Source organism: Cupriavidus sp. FW305-46 (genome assembly GCF_058787075.1).
The window spans coordinates 141274-159888 of record NZ_JBYSZI010000005.1; the positions used below are offsets into that span (position 1 = coordinate 141274).

At 68.9% G+C, this 18615-nt stretch carries 18 protein-coding genes; 12 read left to right on the forward strand and 6 right to left on the reverse strand.

Features of this window, described 5'->3' with window-relative positions:
• Positions 1-32 precede the first annotated feature (32 nt).
• The 3 genes from miaA (at position 33) to AC3WON_RS04145 (ending at position 2422) form a co-directional block, all read left to right on the forward strand.
• Positions 33-1001, forward strand: coding sequence for a tRNA (adenosine(37)-N6)-dimethylallyltransferase MiaA (miaA, locus tag AC3WON_RS04135; RefSeq protein WP_439668232.1), 969 nt, complete (start codon positions 33-35; stop codon positions 999-1001).
• An 81-nt stretch (positions 1002-1082) separates the two neighbouring features.
• Positions 1083-1583 carry a GNAT family N-acetyltransferase gene (locus AC3WON_RS04140; RefSeq protein WP_492319642.1) on the forward strand — a complete coding sequence of 167 codons (501 nt, stop codon included), beginning with the start codon at positions 1083-1085 and terminating at the stop codon, positions 1581-1583.
• 101 nt (positions 1584-1684) lie between these two features.
• On the forward strand, positions 1685-2422 hold the full coding sequence (locus AC3WON_RS04145; protein ID WP_492319641.1) for a GntR family transcriptional regulator: 738 nt from the start codon (positions 1685-1687) through the stop codon (positions 2420-2422).
• 28 nt (positions 2423-2450) lie between these two features.
• Here the strand turns inward: AC3WON_RS04145 and AC3WON_RS04150 are convergent, their stop codons facing one another.
• The 5 genes from AC3WON_RS04150 to purM form a co-directional block, all read right to left on the reverse strand.
• Complete coding sequence (locus tag AC3WON_RS04150; protein WP_492319640.1) at positions 2451-3194, reverse strand: aspartate/glutamate racemase family protein; 744 nt, start codon at positions 3192-3194, stop codon at positions 2451-2453.
• 4 nt (positions 3195-3198) lie between these two features.
• On the reverse strand, positions 3199-4593 hold the full coding sequence (locus AC3WON_RS04155; RefSeq protein WP_492351200.1) for an amidase: 1395 nt from the start codon (positions 4591-4593) through the stop codon (positions 3199-3201).
• A gap of 37 nt (positions 4594-4630) precedes the next feature.
• The gene (hydA, locus tag AC3WON_RS04160; RefSeq protein WP_492351201.1) at positions 4631-6067 is read right to left on the reverse strand and encodes a dihydropyrimidinase; all 1437 of its coding nucleotides are present in this window, start codon (positions 6065-6067) and stop codon (positions 4631-4633) included.
• A 48-nt stretch (positions 6068-6115) separates the two neighbouring features.
• Positions 6116-7444, reverse strand: coding sequence for an MFS transporter (locus AC3WON_RS04165; RefSeq protein ID WP_010815021.1), 1329 nt, complete (start codon positions 7442-7444; stop codon positions 6116-6118).
• Positions 7445-7781: 337 nt separating this feature from the next.
• Entirely contained in the window at positions 7782-8834 is a 1053-nt protein-coding gene (gene purM, locus AC3WON_RS04170; protein WP_492319637.1) for a phosphoribosylformylglycinamidine cyclo-ligase, read from the reverse strand.
• Positions 8835-9027: 193 nt separating this feature from the next.
• Between purM and AC3WON_RS04175 the strand changes: the two genes are divergently transcribed.
• The 9 genes from AC3WON_RS04175 to AC3WON_RS04215 all read left to right on the forward strand — a co-directional run bounded on the left by AC3WON_RS04175 (position 9028) and on the right by AC3WON_RS04215 (position 16717).
• On the forward strand, positions 9028-10098 hold the full coding sequence (locus AC3WON_RS04175; protein WP_492319636.1) for an AI-2E family transporter: 1071 nt from the start codon (positions 9028-9030) through the stop codon (positions 10096-10098).
• A 44-nt stretch (positions 10099-10142) separates the two neighbouring features.
• Complete coding sequence (gene hda, locus AC3WON_RS04180) at positions 10143-10850, forward strand: DnaA regulatory inactivator Hda (RefSeq protein WP_492319635.1); 708 nt, start codon at positions 10143-10145, stop codon at positions 10848-10850.
• A 92-nt stretch (positions 10851-10942) separates the two neighbouring features.
• A complete protein-coding gene (locus tag AC3WON_RS04185; RefSeq protein WP_058697802.1) occupies positions 10943-11617 on the forward strand; it encodes a histidinol-phosphatase in 675 nt (224 codons plus the stop codon).
• Between the two features lies 1 nt (position 11618).
• Complete coding sequence (pcnB, locus tag AC3WON_RS04190; RefSeq protein WP_010815026.1) at positions 11619-13160, forward strand: polynucleotide adenylyltransferase PcnB; 1542 nt, start codon at positions 11619-11621, stop codon at positions 13158-13160.
• A complete protein-coding gene (folK, locus tag AC3WON_RS04195; RefSeq protein ID WP_010815027.1) occupies positions 13161-13700 on the forward strand; it encodes a 2-amino-4-hydroxy-6-hydroxymethyldihydropteridine diphosphokinase in 540 nt (179 codons plus the stop codon). It abuts the gene before it with no gap.
• Positions 13701-13756: 56 nt separating this feature from the next.
• Positions 13757-14398 carry a deoxynucleoside kinase gene (locus AC3WON_RS04200; protein ID WP_010815028.1) on the forward strand — a complete coding sequence of 214 codons (642 nt, stop codon included), beginning with the start codon at positions 13757-13759 and terminating at the stop codon, positions 14396-14398.
• Positions 14399-14497: 99 nt separating this feature from the next.
• Complete coding sequence (gene panB, locus AC3WON_RS04205) at positions 14498-15319, forward strand: 3-methyl-2-oxobutanoate hydroxymethyltransferase (RefSeq protein ID WP_492319634.1); 822 nt, start codon at positions 14498-14500, stop codon at positions 15317-15319.
• A 4-nt stretch (positions 15320-15323) separates the two neighbouring features.
• Positions 15324-16022 (forward strand): ABC transporter permease, encoded by a 699-nt coding sequence (locus tag AC3WON_RS04210; RefSeq protein ID WP_492351202.1) that lies wholly within the window; start codon positions 15324-15326, stop codon positions 16020-16022.
• Positions 16019-16717, forward strand: a complete 699-nt coding sequence (locus tag AC3WON_RS04215) for an ATP-binding cassette domain-containing protein (RefSeq protein ID WP_010815031.1) — start codon at positions 16019-16021, stop codon at positions 16715-16717. The genes AC3WON_RS04210 and AC3WON_RS04215 overlap by 4 nt, the downstream gene beginning before the upstream one ends.
• Positions 16718-16726: 9 nt before the next feature.
• Here the strand turns inward: AC3WON_RS04215 and pabB are convergent.
• Positions 16727-18615: aminodeoxychorismate synthase component I (gene pabB / locus AC3WON_RS04220; protein ID WP_492351203.1), on the reverse strand; the 1889-nt coding region annotated here is incomplete at its 5' end.

Here is an 18615-nt window from a genome sequence, read left to right on the forward strand (position 1 = left end):
CGCTCGCCCGCACGACTCATCCAAGGTTTCCGATGTCCGCCGTACCCCACGATTCCGCCACGCATCCGCCCGTGGTCTGCCTGCTCGGCCCCACCGCCTCGGGCAAGACCGCGGCTGCGCTGGCACTGGCGGCCGACGCGCCGGTGGAGATCATCAGCCTGGATTCGGCGCTGGTGTACCGCGAGATGGATATTGGCACCGCCAAGCCCACGCGCGAAGAACTTGCAGCCGCGCCGCACCACCTGATCGACATCATCGACCCGGCCGACAGCTACTCCGCGGCGCAGTTCGTCACCGATGCCGAACGGCTGATCGCACAGATCCGCGCGCGCGGCCATGTGCCGCTGATCGTCGGCGGCACCATGCTCTACTACAAGGCCCTGACGCAGGGGCTCAATGACCTGCCCCAGGCCGATGCCGCGCTGCGCGCGGAGCTCGACCAGCTTGCCGCCGAGCGCGGCTGGCCGGCGCTGCATGCGATGCTGGCCGAGGTCGACCCGGTCACCGCGGCGCGGCTCGCGCCCAATGACGCGCAGCGCATCCAGCGCGCGCTGGAGATCCATCGCCTGTCCGGCCAGCCGATGTCGGCGCTGCTGGCGCGCCAGGCCGAGGGGCGCACCTTTGCCGGCGCGGCGGACCAGCGCTTCCGCGTGATTGCGCTGGAGCCATCGGACCGCCTGGCGCTGCACGCGCGCATCGCGCAGCGTTATGACGCGATGCTGGCCAACGGCTTTATCGAGGAAGTCGAGCGGCTGCGCCGGCGCGGCGACCTGCATCCGGGCTTGCCGTCGATCCGCTGCGTCGGCTACCGGCAGGTATGGGAGTACCTCGACGGCGACGCAGACTTTGCCACCATGCGCGAGCGCGGCATCGCCGCCACGCGCCAGCTGTGCAAGCGCCAGCTGACCTGGCTGCGCAGCACGCCCGAGCGGCTGGTGGTGGATTGCCTGGCGCCCGGGTATGTCGACCAGGTGCGCAAGCTGGCGGACTTCGGGCACTGACCCGATTGCATGCAAGCTGGCGCGGCAAGTGACGCACAGGCGATAATTCCGAATCCCTGTTTTCCGGAGAGCCGACCCAGCATGTCCAAGCCCGCCTTCACGCTCCGCCCCGCCACCGCCGCCGACAGCGAGACGCTGTTCAACCTGATCCTGGCGCTGGCCGAATACGAAAAGCTGACGCATATCGTCGAAGCCACGCCGCAGAAGATCCAGGATGCACTGTTCCGCGCCACGCCGCATGCCGAAGCGGTGCTGGTCGAAGTCGGCACCGATGGCGGCCGGCAAGCCGTCGGCTTTGCCCTCTTCTTCCACAATTTCTCGACCTTCCTGGCCAGGCCCGGCCTGTACCTGGAAGACCTCTATGTCGATCCGGCCTGGCGCGGCCACGGCCTGGGCAAGGCGCTGCTCAAGCACCTCGCGGCGCTGGCGGTCGAGCGCGGCTGTGGCCGCTTCGAATGGTCGGTGCTGGACTGGAACCAGCCGTCGATCGACTTCTACCAGGCCATGGGCGCCGACGTGCTTCCTGACTGGCGCATCTGCCGCGTGACCGGCGAGGCGCTGGACAAGCTCGGCGCGCAGTAAGAACGGCAACCGGCCCGACGCCGCTGTTATACACTTGATGGCGAGCCGCCATACAATAACGACATCGACTGTCTTTTTTCCGGCCGCCAACGCCAACCACCATGCCACGAACCAAAGCCGACCTGCCCGCCACCGACGGTATCAATGAGACCGACGCGGACAGTGCGCGCGGCGCGTCGGTCGAGGCCATCGCCGACCGCATCCTGACCGCGATCTGGGAGCACCGGCTGCCGCCGGGCACCAAGCTGGTCGAGGAAAAGCTGGGCGGCGTGTTCGGCGTGAGCCGCACCAAGGTGCGGCTGGCCTTTGCCAAGCTGGCGCATGAAGGCGTGCTGACGGTGCATCCCAACCGCGGCACCTTCGTCTCCAGCCCGAGCGTGGCCGAAGCGCGCCAGGTGCTGCATTCACGCCACCTGCTGGAACCCGCGCTGGTGCGCGACCTGGCCGGCGCCATCGGCGCGCCGGGTGTGCGCGCGCTGCGCGAAACCACGCGCCAGGAAGCACAGGCGCGCGACAGCAACGACCGCCGCGCCATCATCCGGCTGTCGGGCGAGTTCCACTGCAAGCTGGCGGAAATGACCGGCAACCAGTACCTGGGCAAGTACATGCGCGAGCTGTGCTCGCTGACCTGCCTGATCATCGCGCTCTATGACGCGCCGGGCGTGCCGTCGTGCCCGCACCATGAACACGACGACATCGTCGATGCACTGGAAGCCGGCGACGGCGAGCGCGCCGCGCGGCTGATGGCGGAGCACCTCGGCCATGTCGAAAGCACGCTGCGGCTGGAGCTGCCGGCCGAGGAAAAGGTCGATCTGGAAGCGGTGTTCGCCGCGGTCTGAGCCGCGGCGTCATCGGCGGCGAGGCGGCTTAGCGGTGCTCGATGCGCGCCGCCAGCGCCGCAGGCAAACCCAGCGTGGGCTTGGCATCCGGGCGGCGGAACGTGCCCGCTGTGGCCTTGCGCGGCTGCAGCGCGACCAGCGCCTCGGCCTGCTTGACGGCGGCGGCCATCTGGTCGACCACCGGCACCGGAATGCGGTCGCGCACGCGCGCGGCCAGGCCGGCCAGCGGCGCGCCGGCCAGGATCACCACATCGGCTTCATCCTCCGCCACGGCGCGGTTGGCCAGTTCCACCAGCACGGCTTCCTTCTCTTCCTGCACGTCCGACACCGAGGCAAAGCTGCCATCGAGCATGCGGATGCCGGCCAGCCGGCCGCGCAGGCCATGCATGTCCACGCACTCCTCATACCAGGGCCCCAGCGCCCGCGCAAAGGTCACGATGGCAAAGCGCCGGCCCAGCATGCAGGCCGACAGCATCGCCGCCTCGGCCATGCCCACCACCGGCAGGTCGAACAGTTCGCGCGCGCCCATCAGGCCGGGGTCGCCGAAGGCCGCGATGATGGCCGCGTCGAACTGGCCATGGTGCTCGGCCAGCATCTCGAGCGCGATGGCACCGCCGATCTGCGCCTCGGCGCGCGTGGCGATATAGGGCACGCCGCGGCTGGCGGTCAGCGGCACCAGCTCGGTGCCGGCGGCCGCGGCCTCGGTGGCAGCGGCCATCAGCCGCGCGGTGATGCCTGCGCTGGTGTTCGGATTCAGGACAAGGATTCGCATGACGTTATCCGGCAGGGTTGAGCAACGGCGCCAGCACGCTTTCGGCCAGCCTGGCCGCGGCCAGCACGTTGCGGTCGGCACCGCGCGGGCCGGCGATCTGCAGGCCCGCCGGCAGCCCGTCGCGGCCATGGCCGCAGGGCACCGAAATGGCCGGCGCCAGCGCATGGTTGAAGAAGGGCGTGAACACCGCATGGGCGCGCGGCTCCACCGCCACGCCGCCGATCCGCTCCGGCCCGAGCCGGTCGTTGCGCCACGCCACGCACGGGGTGGTCGGGCACAGCAGCAGGTCATAGCCGGTAAAGAACCCGGCCATGGCCAGCGCGATCTGGTGGCTGGCTTCGCGCGCGCGGGCCACGTCGGCGCCGCTCCAGGCCAGCCCGCGCTCGATCTGGCGCGCCACGTCGGGATCGAACAGCTCCGGGTCGCGGCGCCAGGCCTCGCCGTAGAGATTGGCCAGGCCGACATGCTGCAGCGGCATCAGCGCGGCCTCGTCGGCGCCCTTCGGCCAGGCCGGGTCGGCACGCTCGATGGTCAGGCCCGCGGCCTGCAGCCGGGCCACGGCCTGTTCGAAGGCCTGCGCGACATCGTCGTCGACCGGGGTGTCCAGGCCCAGGCGCGGGCTGACCGCGATCTTCAGCGTATGCAGCGGGCGCGCGGCGCCAAGCGAGAAGCCCAGCGTATCGGGATCGCGCGGATCGGCGCCGGCCAGCGCCTCGAACATCAGCTCGGCGTCAGCCACCGTGCGCGTGATCGGCGCAATCACCTGGATGCCATTGAAGGCATGGGGAAAGCCGACCGAATCGGGAATCGCGCCGTAGGAAGGCTTGAAGCCGACCACGCCGGCATGCGCGGGCGGGCGCCGGCTGGAACCGCCGCCGTCGGTGCCCAGCGCCAGCGGCGCCATGCCGGCCGCCACCGCCACCGCGCAGCCGCCAGACGAGCCGCCCGCGGTCAGCGTGGCATCGAGCGGATGGCGCGTCAGCCCGTAGACCTTGTTGGTGGTCAGGCCCTTGCAGGCGAACTCCGAGGTATTGCCCATGCCGAGCACGATCGCGCCGGCCTGGCGCAGGCGCTCGACCGCAATCGCGTCGGCGGGCGCAATGAAGTCGCGGTACAGCTGCGAGCCCTGCGTGACGCGGCGGCCCTGGCTCCAGATCACGTCCTTGACGATCACCGGCACGCCCGCCAGCAACGGGCGCTCGCCCTGCGCCAGGCGCGCGCGCAGCTGCGCCAGGTCGGCATCGACCAGTTCCTGGCGCTGCTCGAACACGGCGTTGAGCTGGTCATTGCGCGCCGCGATGCGGGCCTGGAAGGCGGCGACCACCTCGGCGGGATCGAGGCGGCCGGCGGCGACGCGGGCCGCGATAGCGGTGGCGTCCAGGCGGTTGGTCAGTTCCATGTCAGTCGTTTCAGTCAAAGCATAGGCAAGGCTGCCGTCACAGGCTGCCACCCGAGGTGCGATAGCGCGGCCTGGCCATCTCCGGCAGGCCGCACGGCAGGAACTGGCCGTGGCCGGCCTCGGCCAGCACCTCGCCCTCATGCGCCACGACCTTGCCGCGCACCAGCGTGGTCACCGGCCAGCCGGTCACGCGCAGGCCTTCATACGGGGTGTAGTCGACAGCATGATGCAGGTCGGCGTTGCGGATCGTCACCTCACGCTGCGGATCCCAGATCGCCAGGTCGGCATCGGCGCCGATGGCGATGGTGCCCTTGCGCGGATGCAGGCCGTAGAGCTTGGCGGGGTTGGTCGAGGTCAGCGCGACGAACTGGTTGACCGAGATGCGGCCGCCCACCACGCCAGCCGAGAACAGCAGCGGCAGCCGCGTTTCCAGGCCGGGAATGCCGTTGGGGATGTACTGGAACGGGACTTCCTTGCCGCCAGGCTTCTTGCCCTGCGCGTCTTCGTAGCGGAACGGTGCATGGTCGGACGAGAAGATGGTGAAGAGGCCGTCGGCCAGGCCGTCCCAGATCACTTCCTGGTTGCTGCGGTCGCGCGGCGGCGGGCTGCACACGCACTTGGCGCCGTGGTAGCCGGGCTGATCGAGGTCGTCGGCGGTCAGGAACAGGTATTGCGGGCAGGTCTCGGCAAAGATCTTCATGCCGCGGTTGCGCGCCCAGCGGATCTGCTCGACCGCTTCCTTGCCCGATACATGGACGATCAGGATCGGCACGTCGACCAGTTCGGAGAAGGTGATGGCGCGGTGCGTGGCCTCGCGCTCGATCGCCATCGGCCGGGCCAGCGCGTGAAACTTCGGCGCGGTGTTGCCCGCCGCTTCCAGCTTCTCGGTCAGCCAGGCGATGCAGTCCGAATTCTCGGCGTGCACCATCACCAGCGCGCCCTCCTGGCGCGCCACCGACAGCACCTCAAGGATCTCGCGGTCGTTCAGCTTGAGGTCGTCGTAGGTCATGTAGACCTTGAACGACGAATAGCCCTCGCGGATCAGCCCCGGCAGTTCGTCCTGCAGCACCGCTTCGGTAGGATCGGCCACGATCAGGTGGAAGGCGTAGTCGACCACAGCCTTGCCATCGGCGCGCTGGTGGTAGTCGTTCACCGCCGCGCGCAGCGAATGGCCCTTCTCCTGCGCGGCGAACGGGATCACGGTAGTGGTTCCGCCGCAGGCCGCCGACACCGAGCCGGTGCGGAAGTCATCAGCCATCCTGAGGCCGTCCGGCATCGGCTGGTCCAGGTGGCAGTGCGCATCGACGCCGCCCGGCAAGACCAGCTTGCCGCTGGCGTCGATGGTCTGCGCGGCCTCGCCCAGGTCGTGGCCGAGTTGCACGATGCGGCCGCCGGCGATGCCGATATCGCACTGCATGGTGTCGCTGGCGGTCACCACGGTGCCGTTGCGGATGATCAGGTCGAACTGTTTCACGATACTGCTCACGAGAAGATTGTTGCTGCCGCTCGCCTTGGTCCGCATTCAGCGGTCCGCGTCGGACAGGTGCATGCGATTGGTTTCCCGCGCGGCCGCCGCGGCGATTGCGATCAGCGCGCACACCGCCGCCAGGTACAGCGCAACGGGCGCGGTGCTGCCGAAGCGGTCGAGCAGGCCCACCGCGATCAGCGGGGCCAGCGCGCCGCCGAACACACCAGCGAACTGGAAGCCGAGCGAGGCACCGGTCACGCGCACCCGGGTGGCAAACAGCTCCGGCAGGAACGACGCCAGCGGCGAGAACATGAACGACACCAGCACCATGCCGACGAACGAGGCCAGCATGATCAAAGCCGGGCTGCCGGTCTTGACCAGCGTGAAGAAGACAAAGGCCCACACCGCACCGCCGATGCCGCCGATCATCAGCACCGGGCGGCGCCCGATGCGGTCGGCCAGGTAACCGGCCACCGGGATGAACAGGATCTGCGCCACCGCACCCAGCAGCACGGCATTGAGCGCGATGCTCTTGGGCAGGCCCAGCTTGGTCGGCACGAAGTACAGCAGGAACAGGGTGAACACATAGAAGGCGATGTCGCCGCCCAGCCGCGCGCCGAAGGCGATCAGCAGCTGCTTCTTGTAGTTGCGCAGCACTTCCATGATCGGCGCGCGCGCTTCGGCGTGGGATTCCTCCAGCTTCTCAAACATGCCGGATTCACGCACGTTGGAGCGGATGTAGAGCCCGACGCCCACCAGCAGCGCCGACAGCAGGAACGGTACGCGCCAGCCCCAGCTCAGGAAGGCTTCTTCCGAGACCTGCCAGGTCACCAGCGCGAATACGCCGTTGGCGAGCAGCAGGCCGATCGGCGCGGCGAGCTGCACCAGGCTGCCGAGGATGCCGCGCCGTTTCCCTTCAGGGTCGAGCTCGTTGACCATGATCGCCGCCCCGCCCCATTCGCCGCCCAGCGCCAGGCCCTGCACCACGCGCAGCAGCACCAGCAGCACCGGTGCCAGCGCGCCCGCGGCGGCATAGGTCGGCAGCAGGCCGATACCGAAGGTGGCCAGGCCCATCATCAGCAGCGTAATGATCAGGATGGACTTGCGGCCCATCTTGTCGCCGAAATGGCCGAAGATCGCCGCGCCCAGCGGCCGCGCCACGAAGGCCACGCCGTAGCTGGCAAAGGACAGCAGCGTCGCGGTCAGCGGGTCGCTCTGCGGGAAGAACAGCTTGGGGAAGACCAGCGCGGCGGCCGATCCGTAGATGAAGTGGTCGTAGAACTCGAGCGTGGTGCCGGCGAGGCTGGCCCCGGCGACGCGCGCGACGGACTGCTTCTGGGCCGACGCGCCTTTTGCCGCTGCGTCGATGCTGACTGCTTGCATGGTGGATCCTCCAATGGTCCTGGCCTGCGCCCTGCGCCGCCGGTGGTTGCCGGCATCGCGCGGAGGCGTTGTCTCCGGACGCGGCATACGTGTGCCGCGTCTTTGCTCAGTACATTAGGCGATAAACCGCCATACAATCAAGCAAAATATTGTTTGTCAGACTTGGTGCAGATGCATGCTGGATTTTGGTGCGATGCACGAAAACGGGACTCGGGCAGCGCAGGGCACAAAGCGGGTGTGAGGCTTTGGGTAAACCCTGATGAGCCGTACGCTGGACGAAAAAAAAAAGCGCATGCCCTAAGGCATGCGCCGTTCTTGCCGGAAGGCTTCGGTGTCGTCAGACCACGATGGTCTGCGCCTCGCCCTCGGCGCGTTCGCGGATCTCACCGATCTGCCACACGGCCTCGCCGGCCGCTTGCAGGTGGCGAATAGCGCGCTCAGCATCTTCCTTGGCCACGATCACGACCATGCCGATGCCGCAGTTGAACACGCGGTGCATTTCGTCGTCGGCCACGCGGCCCTGCGCTTGCAGCCACTGGAACAGCGGCGGCAGCGTCCAGGCATCGCGCTTGAGCACGGCGGTGACGTCCTGCGCCAGCACGCGCGGCACATTCTCGGTCAGGCCGCCGCCGGTGATATGGGCCATGCCCTTGACCGGCAGGGTTTCGATCAGCGACAGCAGCGGCTTCACGTAGATGCGCGTCGGCGCCATGATCGCGTCCTGCAGGCGCTGGCCGTGGAAGTCGGCGTTCAGGTCCGGCTTGGCCACTTCGATGATCTTGCGCACCAGCGAGTAACCGTTGGAGTGCGCGCCCGACGAAGCCAGGCCCAGCACCACGTCGCCCGGGGTGATGGTGCTGCCGTCGATGATCTTCTTCTTTTCGACCGCACCGACGGCAAAGCCGGCCAGGTCGTATTCGCCGTCCGGGTACATGCTGGGCATTTCGGCGGTTTCGCCGCCGATCAGGGCGCAGCCGGCCAGTTCGCAACCGCGGGCGATGCCCTGGATCACGGTGGCGGCGGTGTCCACGTCCAGCTTGCCGCAGGCGAAGTAGTCGAGGAAGAACAGCGGCTCGGCACCCTGCACCAGGATGTCGTTGACGCTCATGGCGACCAGGTCCTGGCCGACGGTGTCATGGCGGTTGAGCTGGAACGCAAGCTTGAGCTTGGTGCCGACGCCGTCGGTGCCCGACACCAGCACCGGCTCCTGGAACTTCTTCGACAGTTCGAACAGCGCACCGAACCCGCCGATGCCCGCCATCACGCCTTCGCGCATGGTGCGCTTGGCAAACGGCTTGATGCGGTCGACCAGTGCGTCGCCGGCATCGATATCAACACCGGCGTCGCGGTAGGAAAGGCCTGCCTGGCCGGCGGTCGGGGATGCGCTCATGGGAACCTGCTTGTCCTGGAGGAAATAAAGTGAGGAATCCGGCGCTCGGGCCACTGCGGCTTCCGTTGCTTGGCATCGGAAGGCGGGCGCGAGTCCAGTAGAATTGCAATTTTAACGGATAGAGGCCCCCCGCTTCCAGTTTCCGGCGAGATTCCGCCGCAAACGGCGCAGTCGCCCGTCCCCCCAACTATTGATGAATGCCCCGCTGTTGAACCAAGAGGCCAAGCGTATCCTGCTCTGGGTCGTCGTGGCCGTCGCGCTGTTCGCCGCCATCATCGCGCTGGCGCCGGTGCTGACGCCGTTCCTGTTCGCGTTCATCTTCGCCTATATCCTCAACCCGGGCGTGGACTGGCTGCAGCGCCGCCGGGTGCCGCGCGCGGTCGGCGTGACGCTGATGATCCTGCTGCTGACGGTGATCTGCGTGATGCTGGTACTGCTGGCGATCGCGGTGCTGCAACGCGAGATCCCGCAGATCCGCGAACAGTTGCCGATCCTGCTGAAGAAGCTCAACTCCGTGGTCTCGCCCCGGCTGGCGGAGTTCGGCGTGCGCATCCGCTTTGACTTCCCGGGCCTGCGCAACATGCTGTCGGACCGCTTCTCCGCCAGCCCGGAAGACCTGCTGGTGGTGTTGCTGAACTACGTCAAGATGTCGGGCTCGGCGCTGATCACGGTGGCCGGCATCGTCTTTATCGTGCCCATCGTCATGTTCTACCTGATGATGGACTGGCACATGGTGATGCGCCGCATCGAGGGCGTGGTGCCGCGCCGCTGGGTGCCCAAGGTGCGCGAACTGACCAACGAGACCGACGCGCTGCTGTCGCAATACCTGCGCGGCCAGATCCTGGTGATGGTGATCCTGGCGGCGATCTACTCGATCGGCCTGACCATCGCCGGCTTCGATATCGGCGTGCCGGTCGGGGTCTTCACGGGACTGGCGGTGTTTATCCCGTATATTGGCTTTGGTGTCGGGCTGGTCATGGCGATCCTGGCCGCGCTGCTGCAGTTCGGCAACTGGTACGGGCTGGCCGCGGTGGCGGTGGTCTACGGCTTCGGCCAGTTTATCGAGAGCTTCTACCTGACGCCGCGCCTGGTGGGCGAGCGCATCGGCCTGCACCCGCTGGTGGTGATCTTCGCGCTGCTCGCCTTCGGCCAGCTGTTCGGCTTCTTCGGCGTGCTGCTGGCGCTGCCGACCTGTGCCGTGCTGCTGGTCGGCGCGCGGCAGCTGCGGCGGGTTTACCTGGCCAGCGACCTGTACCGAAAATAACGGCTGCCTCACTGCTGCCCACACCCGCAAGTTAGCCATACGTCATGTCCCCGCGTCCCAAGCAACTGTCGCTCGAGCTGGGCAGCCCGCCGCCTTCGACCTTCGAGAATTTCGTGGTGGCATCCAACCGCGAGGCGGTGCAGCGCCTGCGCGAACTGCCCGCCGCGCTCGCCCAGGAGCACGCCAGCGACCGGCTGGTCTACCTGTGGGGCGAGGTCGGCTGCGGCCGTACCCACCTGCTGCACGCGCTATGCGAGGCCGGGCCGCAGCACGGCATCCGCAGCCGCTACCTGAGCCCGCACCACCCGCTGTCGGACTTCCTGTTCGACCCGTGGTGCCACCTCTACACCGTCGATGACGTCGAGCTGCTGGATGAAGCGCGCCAGATCGCGGTGTTTTCGCTCTACAACGAGGTGCGCGCCCACGTGCGCACCGCGCTGGTGGTGGCCGGCGGCCTGGCCCCGCGCGCGATGCCGGTGCGCGAAGACCTGCGCACGCGCCTGGGCTGGGGCCTGGTGTACCAGGTCGCGCCGCTGTCGGACGACGACAAGAAGGCCGCTGTGCTGCATGCGGCACGCGAGCGCGGCCTGCAGCTGTCGCCGGAGATCACGCACTGGCTGGTGACGCGGCATTACCGCGACATGCCCAGCCTGATGGCGCTGCTGGACGCGCTCGACACCTACTCGCTGGAACGCAAGCGCCCTGTGACGCTGCCGCTGCTGCGTGAAATGTTTGCTGAATTCCGGGATTAGCGCCGGATCGGCGCCCATACCGCACCCAATGCGGCCCCGGCGCCTGCCTGCCTGCCCGCCCGACCTCTCGCCTTAAGGTAAAATCGCCGCCCATGAATCTGGCACTCTTTGACCTCGACCACACCCTGATCCCGACCGACAGCGACCATGAATGGGGCCGCTTCCTGGTCCGCCTGGGCGTCGTCGACGAGGAAACCTACCGGCAGAAGAACGACGAGTTCTACGGCCACTACAAGGCCGGCACCCTCGATATCCAGGCCTTCCTGCGCTTTGCGCTGGCGCCGCTGGCGGCCAACCCGCGCGACCGGCTCGATGCCATGCGGGTGCGCTTCATGCACGAGGTGATCGACCCGGTGATCACGCCGCAGGCGCGCGCGCTGGTCTACAAGCACCTGGAAGCCGGCGACCTGTGCGCCGTGGTGACCGCCACCAACAGCTTTGTCACCGCGCCGATCGCCGCGGCCTTCGGCATCAAGCACCTGATCGCCACCGAGCCCGCCACCATCGACGGCAAGCCGGAAAGCCAGTTCACCGGCGAGGTCCACGGCGTGCCCAGCTTCCGCGAAGGCAAGATCACCCGCGTCGAATCCTGGCTCAGGAGCCAGGGCGCGCAGTGGGACCACTTCGAAACGACCACCTTCTACAGCGACTCGGCCAACGACCTGCCCTTGCTGGAAAAAGTCTCCGAGCCGATCGCCACCAACCCGGACGATCGCCTGCGCCACCACGCCGCCGCGGCAGGCTGGCGCATCATGGATCTGTTCTGACGTGATCAAGAAGCTCATTACCCGGCTGCTGGGCAAACCCAGCCCCAAGCTGCGCCGCACCGGCCGCGCCCATACGCCGCGCATCGTCGGCGCCGACGAACACCAGATCGACCCCGCGCTGCTGTCGCGCAATGCCGTCAAGGTCACCTCCACGCTGCAGCAGGCCGGCTACCAGGCCTACATCGTGGGCGGCGCGGTGCGCGACCTGCTGCTCGGCATCAAGCCCAAGGATTTCGACGTCGCGACCAACGCCACGCCCGACCAGGTGCAGGCGCTGTTCCGGCGCTCGCGCATCATCGGCAGGCGCTTCCAGATCGTGCACGTGACCTTCTACGGCGGGCGCGAGCAGGAAATCATCGAGGTCTCGACCTTCCGCGCGCTGGTCGACGCCATCGCCAGCGAGACCCTGCCCGAAGGCCGCCGCCTCAAGCGCGCCGAGCTCGACAGCAAGACCCATGCGATCGATGCCTCGGGCCGGGTGCTGCGCGACAACGTGTGGGGCTCGCAGGCCGAAGACGCGGAACGCCGCGACTTCACCATCAACGCGATGTACTACGACCCGGCCGCGCAGACCGTGCATGACTACCATCACGGCATGGAAGACATCCGCGCGCGCACGCTGCGCATGATCGGCGACCCGGTCACGCGCTACCGCGAAGACCCGATCCGGATGCTGCGCGTGGTGCGCTTCGCCGCCAAGACCGGCTTCGACATCGACGAGGCCACGCGCCACCCGATCGCCGGCCTGGCGTCGCTGATCCACAACGTGCCCAGCGCGCGCCTGTTCGACGAGATGCTCAAGCTGCTGATGTCCGGCCACGCCTGGGCCTCGCTGCAGGAGCTGCGCAAGGCAGGCCTGCACCAGGGCCTGCTGCCGCTGCTGGACGTGGCGCTGGAGCAGCCCATGGGCCAGCGCTTCGTGCAGCTGGCGCTGGACAACACCGACCGCCGCGTGCAGGCCGGCAAGCCGGTCTCGCCGGGCTTCCTGTTCGCCGCGCTGCTGTGGCACCACGTGCTGCAGCGCTGGACCAGGCTGCGCGAAGAGGGCGAGCACGCCATTGCCGCGCTGAACACCGCCATGGACATGGTGCTGGAAAAGCAGACCGGCCAGCTGGCGATCCAGCGCCGCTTCGTCACCGACATGCGCGATATCTGGGGCATGCAGCCGCGCTTTGAAAAGCGCGTGGGCCGCATGCCGTTCCGCCTGCTGGAGTCGCCGCGCTTCCGTGCCGGCTTTGACTTCCTGCACCTGCGCTGCCAGTCGGGCGAGCTGCCCGAGGAACTGGCCGCCTGGTGGCAGGACTTCCAGGACGCCGACCCGGGCGAGCGCGAGGACCTGATCGACGCGGTACGCAGCGCGCGCGGCCCCGGTGGTCAAGGTGGTCATGGCAGTCAGGGTGGCCAGGGCGCCGAGGGCGAAGGCCCGGCACGCAAGAAGCGCCGCCGGCGCGGTCCGCGGAAATCGGATAAAGTGTCTTCCCGGAGCGACACGGACGCGGGCGAGGCAGCACATGCCGGCCCCGGCCAGCCGGAGGAAACCTAAATGACGCTTGCCTTCATCGGCATCGGGGCCAATCTTGGCGATGCCCGCCAGGCCATCAAGGACGCCATCGTGTGTCTGGCCCAGCAGGTCGGCATCACGGTGCTGGCGCGCTCATCGCTCTACCGCACCGCCCCGGTCGATGCCGGCGGCGACGACTACTACAACGCGGTGGTCAAGGTGCAGACTTCGTTCACCGCGGCGCAGCTCCTGCGCATCTGCCACCACATCGAGGACCAGTTCGGCCGCGAGCGTCCGTTCCGCAACGCGCCGCGCACGCTGGACCTGGACCTGCTGCTGTTCGGCGACGAGCAGCACGACCACGAGCACCTGACGGTGCCGCACCCGCGCCTGACCGAGCGCGCCTTCACGCTGGTACCGCTGCTGGAGCTGGACGCCGCGCTGGCCATCCCCGGGCGCGGACGCGCCGCCGACTACCTGGCCGGCGTGGGCGCGCAGCGCATCGAGAAGGTCTCTACCTGCAAGTGCCTGCGCATGCAGGCCGCCGCTGGCGAGACCGGCGATGGCGGCAGCCCTGGCTGACCCCGCCCGGCGGCGCCCGCGGCGCAGCCTTCCACCCCACTGAAGCCCGGAGCGCCATGCTCGATCACCTGCGCCGCATCGTCGTCGAAGGCCCCGTCGGATCCGGCAAGACCTCGCTGGCCCAGCGCCTGGCGCGCACGCTGCAGGCCCAGGAGCTGCCCGACAGCGCACGCCGCAGCCCCTTCCTCGAACCCTTCTACCGCGATCCCGCGCGCCATGCGCTGGCGCTGCAGCTGTGGTGCCTGACCCAGCGCGCGGTGCAGCTGCAGCAATGGCAGGCGGGGGTGCTGGCCGGACAGCGCATGGTCACCAATTTCCTGATGGCCAAGGACCGGCTGCACGCGGCGCTGACGCTGTCCGACGACGAACTGGCGCTCTACGACGCCATCGCCGCACGCCTTGACCTGCCGCCGCAGCGCGCCGACCTGGTGATCGTGCTGCAGGCCACCCCGTCGCTCTTGCGCGAGCGCATCGTGCGCCGCGGCGAGCCCGGCGAGGCCGGCATCGACGAACACTACCTGCAGCGCCTGGCCGGCGCCTACGGCGAATTGTTCCACCGGTACGACGACGCCCCGGTGATGGTGGTCGACACCGCCCACTTCAATCCGGTGGACAATGATGACGATTTCCGTACACTACTGTCGCGCATCGAAAACATGCGCGGCCGCAAGGCCTTTCTCAATCTCGCTGCGCCCTGACAGGCTCCGCCTGCCAGACCCAACACAATAACGACGGCTGTCGTTGCCGTGCGGGCGGCCCTCCCGGCACCGGCAAAGCCGTCCTATATGGGCACTGCCATGAGCTACCTCCTCGATCCCTCCCGCAAGACCATCACGATTCCCAAACTGCAGGCGATGCGTGACGCCGGCGAGAAAATCGCCATGCTGACCGCGTACGACTCCAGCTTCGCCGCGCTGCTCGACTACTGCGGCGTGGAAATGATCCTGGTCGGCGATTCGCTGGGCAATGTGATGCAGGGCCAGCAGACCACGCTGCCGGTCACGCTGGAACAGATGGCCTACCACACCGAATGCGCGGCGCGCGGCAACCAGACCTCGCTGCTGCTGACGGACCTGCCGTTCGGCACCTATCCCACGCCTGAGGCCGCGTTTGCCAGCGCGGTCACGCTGATGAAGGCCGGCGCGCAGATGGTCAAGCTCGAAGGCGGCGACTGGCTGGCGCCGATCGTCAAGTTCCTGGTCGAGCGCAGCATCCCGGTATGCGCGCATATCGGCCTGACGCCGCAGTCGGTGCACGCGCTGGGCGGCTTCAAGGTGCAGGGCAAGACCAACGCCGGCGCGGCCCAGCTCAAGCGCGACGCGCTGGCGCTGCAGGCCGCCGGCGCGCAGGTGGTGCTGATGGAGGCGGTGCCCGCGGCGCTGGCCGGCGAGATCACGCAATCGCTGACGGTCCCCACCATCGGCATCGGCGCGGGCGCGGACTGCTCCGGCCAGGTGCTGGTGCTGCAGGACATGCTCAATATCTACCCGGGCCGCAAGGCCAAGTTCGTGCGCAACTTCATGGACGGCCAGACCTCGATCGAGGCGGCCGTGCGCGCCTACGTGGCCGCCGTCAAGGACGGCAGCTTCCCCGCCGCCGAGCACACCTTCTCCGCCTGAGCCGGTGGAGATCGGCACCGCCACCGCCGACGCCTTCCGCCTGCTGGCCAGCGGCGACGCCGGCCTGTGGTTCATCGTCTGGACCTCGCTGATGGTGGCGGTGCTGGGACTGGCGCTGGCCACGGTGCCGGCGATCGCCGCGGCCTGGCTGATCACCACGCGGCAGTTCCCGGGCCGGCGTGCGGTGGTGGTGGTGGCGCAGGCCTTCCTGTCGTTCCCGACCGTGCTGGTCGGGCTGGTCCTCTACCTGCTGCTGACGCGCCAGGGCCCGCTGGGCAGCCTGCACCTGCTGTTCACGCCGGCGGGCATGGTGCTGGGGCAGGCAGTGATCGGCTTCCCGGTGGTGCTGGCGTTTGCGCTGTCGACCCTGCAGGGCGCCGACGTGCGCCTGCGCGAGACCGCCTGGGTGCTGGGCGCCGGGCGCTGGCGCACCTTCCTGACGGTGATCCGCGAACTGCGCTTCGGGCTGATGGCGGCGGTGGTCGCCGGCTTCGGGCGCGTGATTGCCGAGGTCGGCTCGGCGCTGATGATCGGCGGCAATATCGAAGGCTCCACCCGCACCATCACCACGGCCATTGCGCTGGAAACCAGCAAGGGCGAGTTCGCCCAGGGCATTGCGCTGGGCATCGTGCTGGTGGCGCTGGCGCTGCTGGTCAATATCGGCATGGCCTGGCTGCAGGGTGCCGGAGGCTTCCGCCGATGACCCCCTCGGTTGCCCATGACCACAGCCCGCTGCTGACTGTGCGCGGACTGGCGCGCACCATCGGCCTGCGCAAGCTCTTTGCCATCGACAGGCTGGTGATCCCGCGCGCCACCGCGATCGTGCTGACCGGCATGAACGGCGCCGGCAAGACCACGCTGCTGCGCATGCTGGCCGGGCTGGAGCCGGCACCCGGCGCCAGCGCGCAGTGGACCGACGCGCACGGCCAGGCGCACGACGCCCCCCTCTCCCCGCTGCCGCCGGCGCTGCGCCAGCGCATTGCCTACCTGCACCAGCATCCGTACCTGTTCCGCACCTCGGTGCGCGAGAACATCGCCTACGGCCTGCACGCACGCGGGATGCCGCGCGACGAGATCGCCCGCCGCGTGGGCGAGGCGCTGGGCTGGGCCGGCGTGTCGCACCTGCAGGACACCGCGCCCGAATACCTGTCGGGCGGCGAGATCCAGCGCGTGGCGCTGGCGCGCGCCAAGGTGCTGGAGCCGGAGTTGCTGCTGCTGGATGAGCCTACCTCGAGCCTGGACGGCCATGCGCGCGAGCAGGTGATTGGGCTGGTCGGCGACCTGGCCGCGGAAGGCCGCACCGTGGTGATGATCTGCCACGACCGCGAGCTGATCAACCTGCCGGGCGTGGTGCGCTGGAAGCTGGGCGACGGCGTGCTGGACACGCACCACCCTTAGTCTTCAGGCTTACTGGCCCAGCGTCGCCGGCATCGCGCCGCGCAAGGCGTTGACCAGGACGATGGCCTCGGCGCGCGCGAGCATCGCGCGCGTGATCACCGCTTCCGTCACCGCTTCGCCGGGGGCGCCCAGCGCCGCCCCACCCTCGTCCAGCGCCACCGCGCGCATCACGCCGGGCAGGATGTCGGCCGACAGCGGCGGCGTCAGCCAGCGGCCATCGATGCGGACGAAGACCGAGCTGCGCCCGCCTTCCAGCAGTTCACCGCGCGTGTTGAAGAACAGCCGGTCAAAGCCACCGGCACGCTCGGCGGCCTGCCAGCCCGCATCGAACACTGCGCGCGCGCTGGTCTTGTGGCGGCGCAGCGGATCGGCGGCGGGTAGTGGCTCGGGGGCGATATCGATCCTGACCGGACCGGCCGGCATCGGTACCACCGCGCCGCTGGCAAATGCGAGCGCGCCGCGCTTGTCCACGCTCATACGCAGGCGCCATGTCCCCGTGCCCAGCTGCGCTACCTGCGCGGCCACCGCGTTGCGTGCCGCATCGGCATCGAAAGCGAAGCCGAACGTATGTGCCGAAGCGCCAATGCGCGCAAGGTGCCGCGCCAGGTAAAGGCACTCGCCGTCCTGCACGCGCATGGTCTCGAACAGCGTAAAGCCGGGATCGTGCCGCGTCAGGAAACGCGCCTTCCAGCCGCACTCATCGAATTCCTCCGCCGCGACGCTGTCATGGACGATGCCTCCGCCCACGCCCATTTCACCCGCGCGCAGGCCAGTATCCGCGAGAGGCGCCAGTACCAGCGTGCGGATTGCCACCGACAGCGCGAACGGTCCCGCGGTGCCTTCGTCGGTTGGCGCATCGATCCAGCCGATCGCCCCGGTGTACAGCCCGCGCGGCGTGCCTTCCAGTTCGGCGATGATCTGCATGGTGCGCCGCTTGGGCGCGCCGGTGATGGAGCCGCACGGGAACAGCGCCGCCATCAGCGCGCCAAAGCGCGTGCCGGGCCGCGCCGTCGCGGTGACGGTAGAGGTCATCTGCAGCACCGCGCCAAACGGCTGCACCGCAAAGCGCTCCGGCACCGCCACGCTGCCCGGCTGCGCGATGCGCCCCAGGTCGTTGCGCAGCAGGTCGACGATCATCACGTTCTCGGCGCGGTTCTTGGCATCGGCGGCCAGCGCGGCGGCGGCCTGCGCATCGCGCACGGCATCGCCCGAGCGCGGCGCGGTGCCCTTCATCGGCCGGGTCAGCAGGTGGCCCTGGCCGTCGTGGCGCACGAACAGCTCGGGCGACAGCGACAGCACCGTGGCGCCATCCGGCAGGCTGGCCAGCACGCCATACGGTACCGGCTGCGCGGCGCGCAGCGCGGCGTACAGCGCCACCGGGTCGCCAAAGGCATCGAAGTGCAGGCGCTGGGTGTAGTTGACCTGGTAGGTGTCGCCGGCTTCGATCCACTGGTGGATGCGGGCGATGGCGTCGTCGAAGGCCTCGCGGGAGGTATCGGAAGCCACGCCCATCAGGCCCGCCGGCCTGGGGTCGGCTTTCGCCTGCAGCCACGCCGTGACCGCCGCGGCATCGAGCCGGCGCAGGTTGCGGAACCACAGCAGGCGCAGCGCGCCGTCGTGGAACGGCATCGCGTTGCCAGTGTGCACCGGGGCATCGACCAGCGCGCCGGAGAATTCGTAGGGGGCAAACAGGGTGGCATGCCAGCCCTGGCGCCAGCCGTCGGCAAGCATGGTGTCGAGCTGCGCGATGTCGCTGCCGGCGGGCAAGACGTCTTCACGGATGAAGCCGGTGTAGAGGCGTGATGCGGCTTGCGCCGCCGGGGCCGTGGCGTCGTCGAGAAGGACGAAGGCCTCTCCGCTTGCTGGCGGTGTGCTCCCCTCGCCCGCTTGCGGGAGAG

What these genes read in the sequence shown, in the direction of transcription:
- purM (WP_492319637.1), bottom strand. Translation starts at nt 8,834, where the DNA reads ATGAGCGCATCCCCGACCGCCGGCCAGGCAGGCCTTTCCTACCGCGAC.
- hda (WP_492319635.1), top strand. Translation starts at nt 10,143, where the DNA reads ATGTCCCCGCGTCCCAAGCAACTGTCGCTCGAGCTGGGCAGCCCGCCG.
- panB (WP_492319634.1), top strand. Translation starts at nt 14,498, where the DNA reads ATGAGCTACCTCCTCGATCCCTCCCGCAAGACCATCACGATTCCCAAA.
- folK (WP_010815027.1), top strand. Translation starts at nt 13,161, where the DNA reads ATGACGCTTGCCTTCATCGGCATCGGGGCCAATCTTGGCGATGCCCGC.
- AC3WON_RS04215 (WP_010815031.1), top strand. Translation starts at nt 16,019, where the DNA reads ATGACCCCCTCGGTTGCCCATGACCACAGCCCGCTGCTGACTGTGCGC.
- AC3WON_RS04145 (WP_492319641.1), top strand. Translation starts at nt 1,685, where the DNA reads ATGCCACGAACCAAAGCCGACCTGCCCGCCACCGACGGTATCAATGAG.
- AC3WON_RS04185 (WP_058697802.1), top strand. Translation starts at nt 10,943, where the DNA reads ATGAATCTGGCACTCTTTGACCTCGACCACACCCTGATCCCGACCGAC.
- AC3WON_RS04140 (WP_492319642.1), top strand. Translation starts at nt 1,083, where the DNA reads ATGTCCAAGCCCGCCTTCACGCTCCGCCCCGCCACCGCCGCCGACAGC.
- AC3WON_RS04150 (WP_492319640.1), bottom strand. Translation starts at nt 3,194, where the DNA reads ATGCGAATCCTTGTCCTGAATCCGAACACCAGCGCAGGCATCACCGCG.
- AC3WON_RS04175 (WP_492319636.1), top strand. Translation starts at nt 9,028, where the DNA reads ATGAATGCCCCGCTGTTGAACCAAGAGGCCAAGCGTATCCTGCTCTGG.
- AC3WON_RS04200 (WP_010815028.1), top strand. Translation starts at nt 13,757, where the DNA reads ATGCTCGATCACCTGCGCCGCATCGTCGTCGAAGGCCCCGTCGGATCC.
- AC3WON_RS04155 (WP_492351200.1), bottom strand. Translation starts at nt 4,593, where the DNA reads ATGGAACTGACCAACCGCCTGGACGCCACCGCTATCGCGGCCCGCGTC.
- AC3WON_RS04165 (WP_010815021.1), bottom strand. Translation starts at nt 7,444, where the DNA reads ATGCAAGCAGTCAGCATCGACGCAGCGGCAAAAGGCGCGTCGGCCCAG.
- miaA (WP_439668232.1), top strand. Translation starts at nt 33, where the DNA reads ATGTCCGCCGTACCCCACGATTCCGCCACGCATCCGCCCGTGGTCTGC.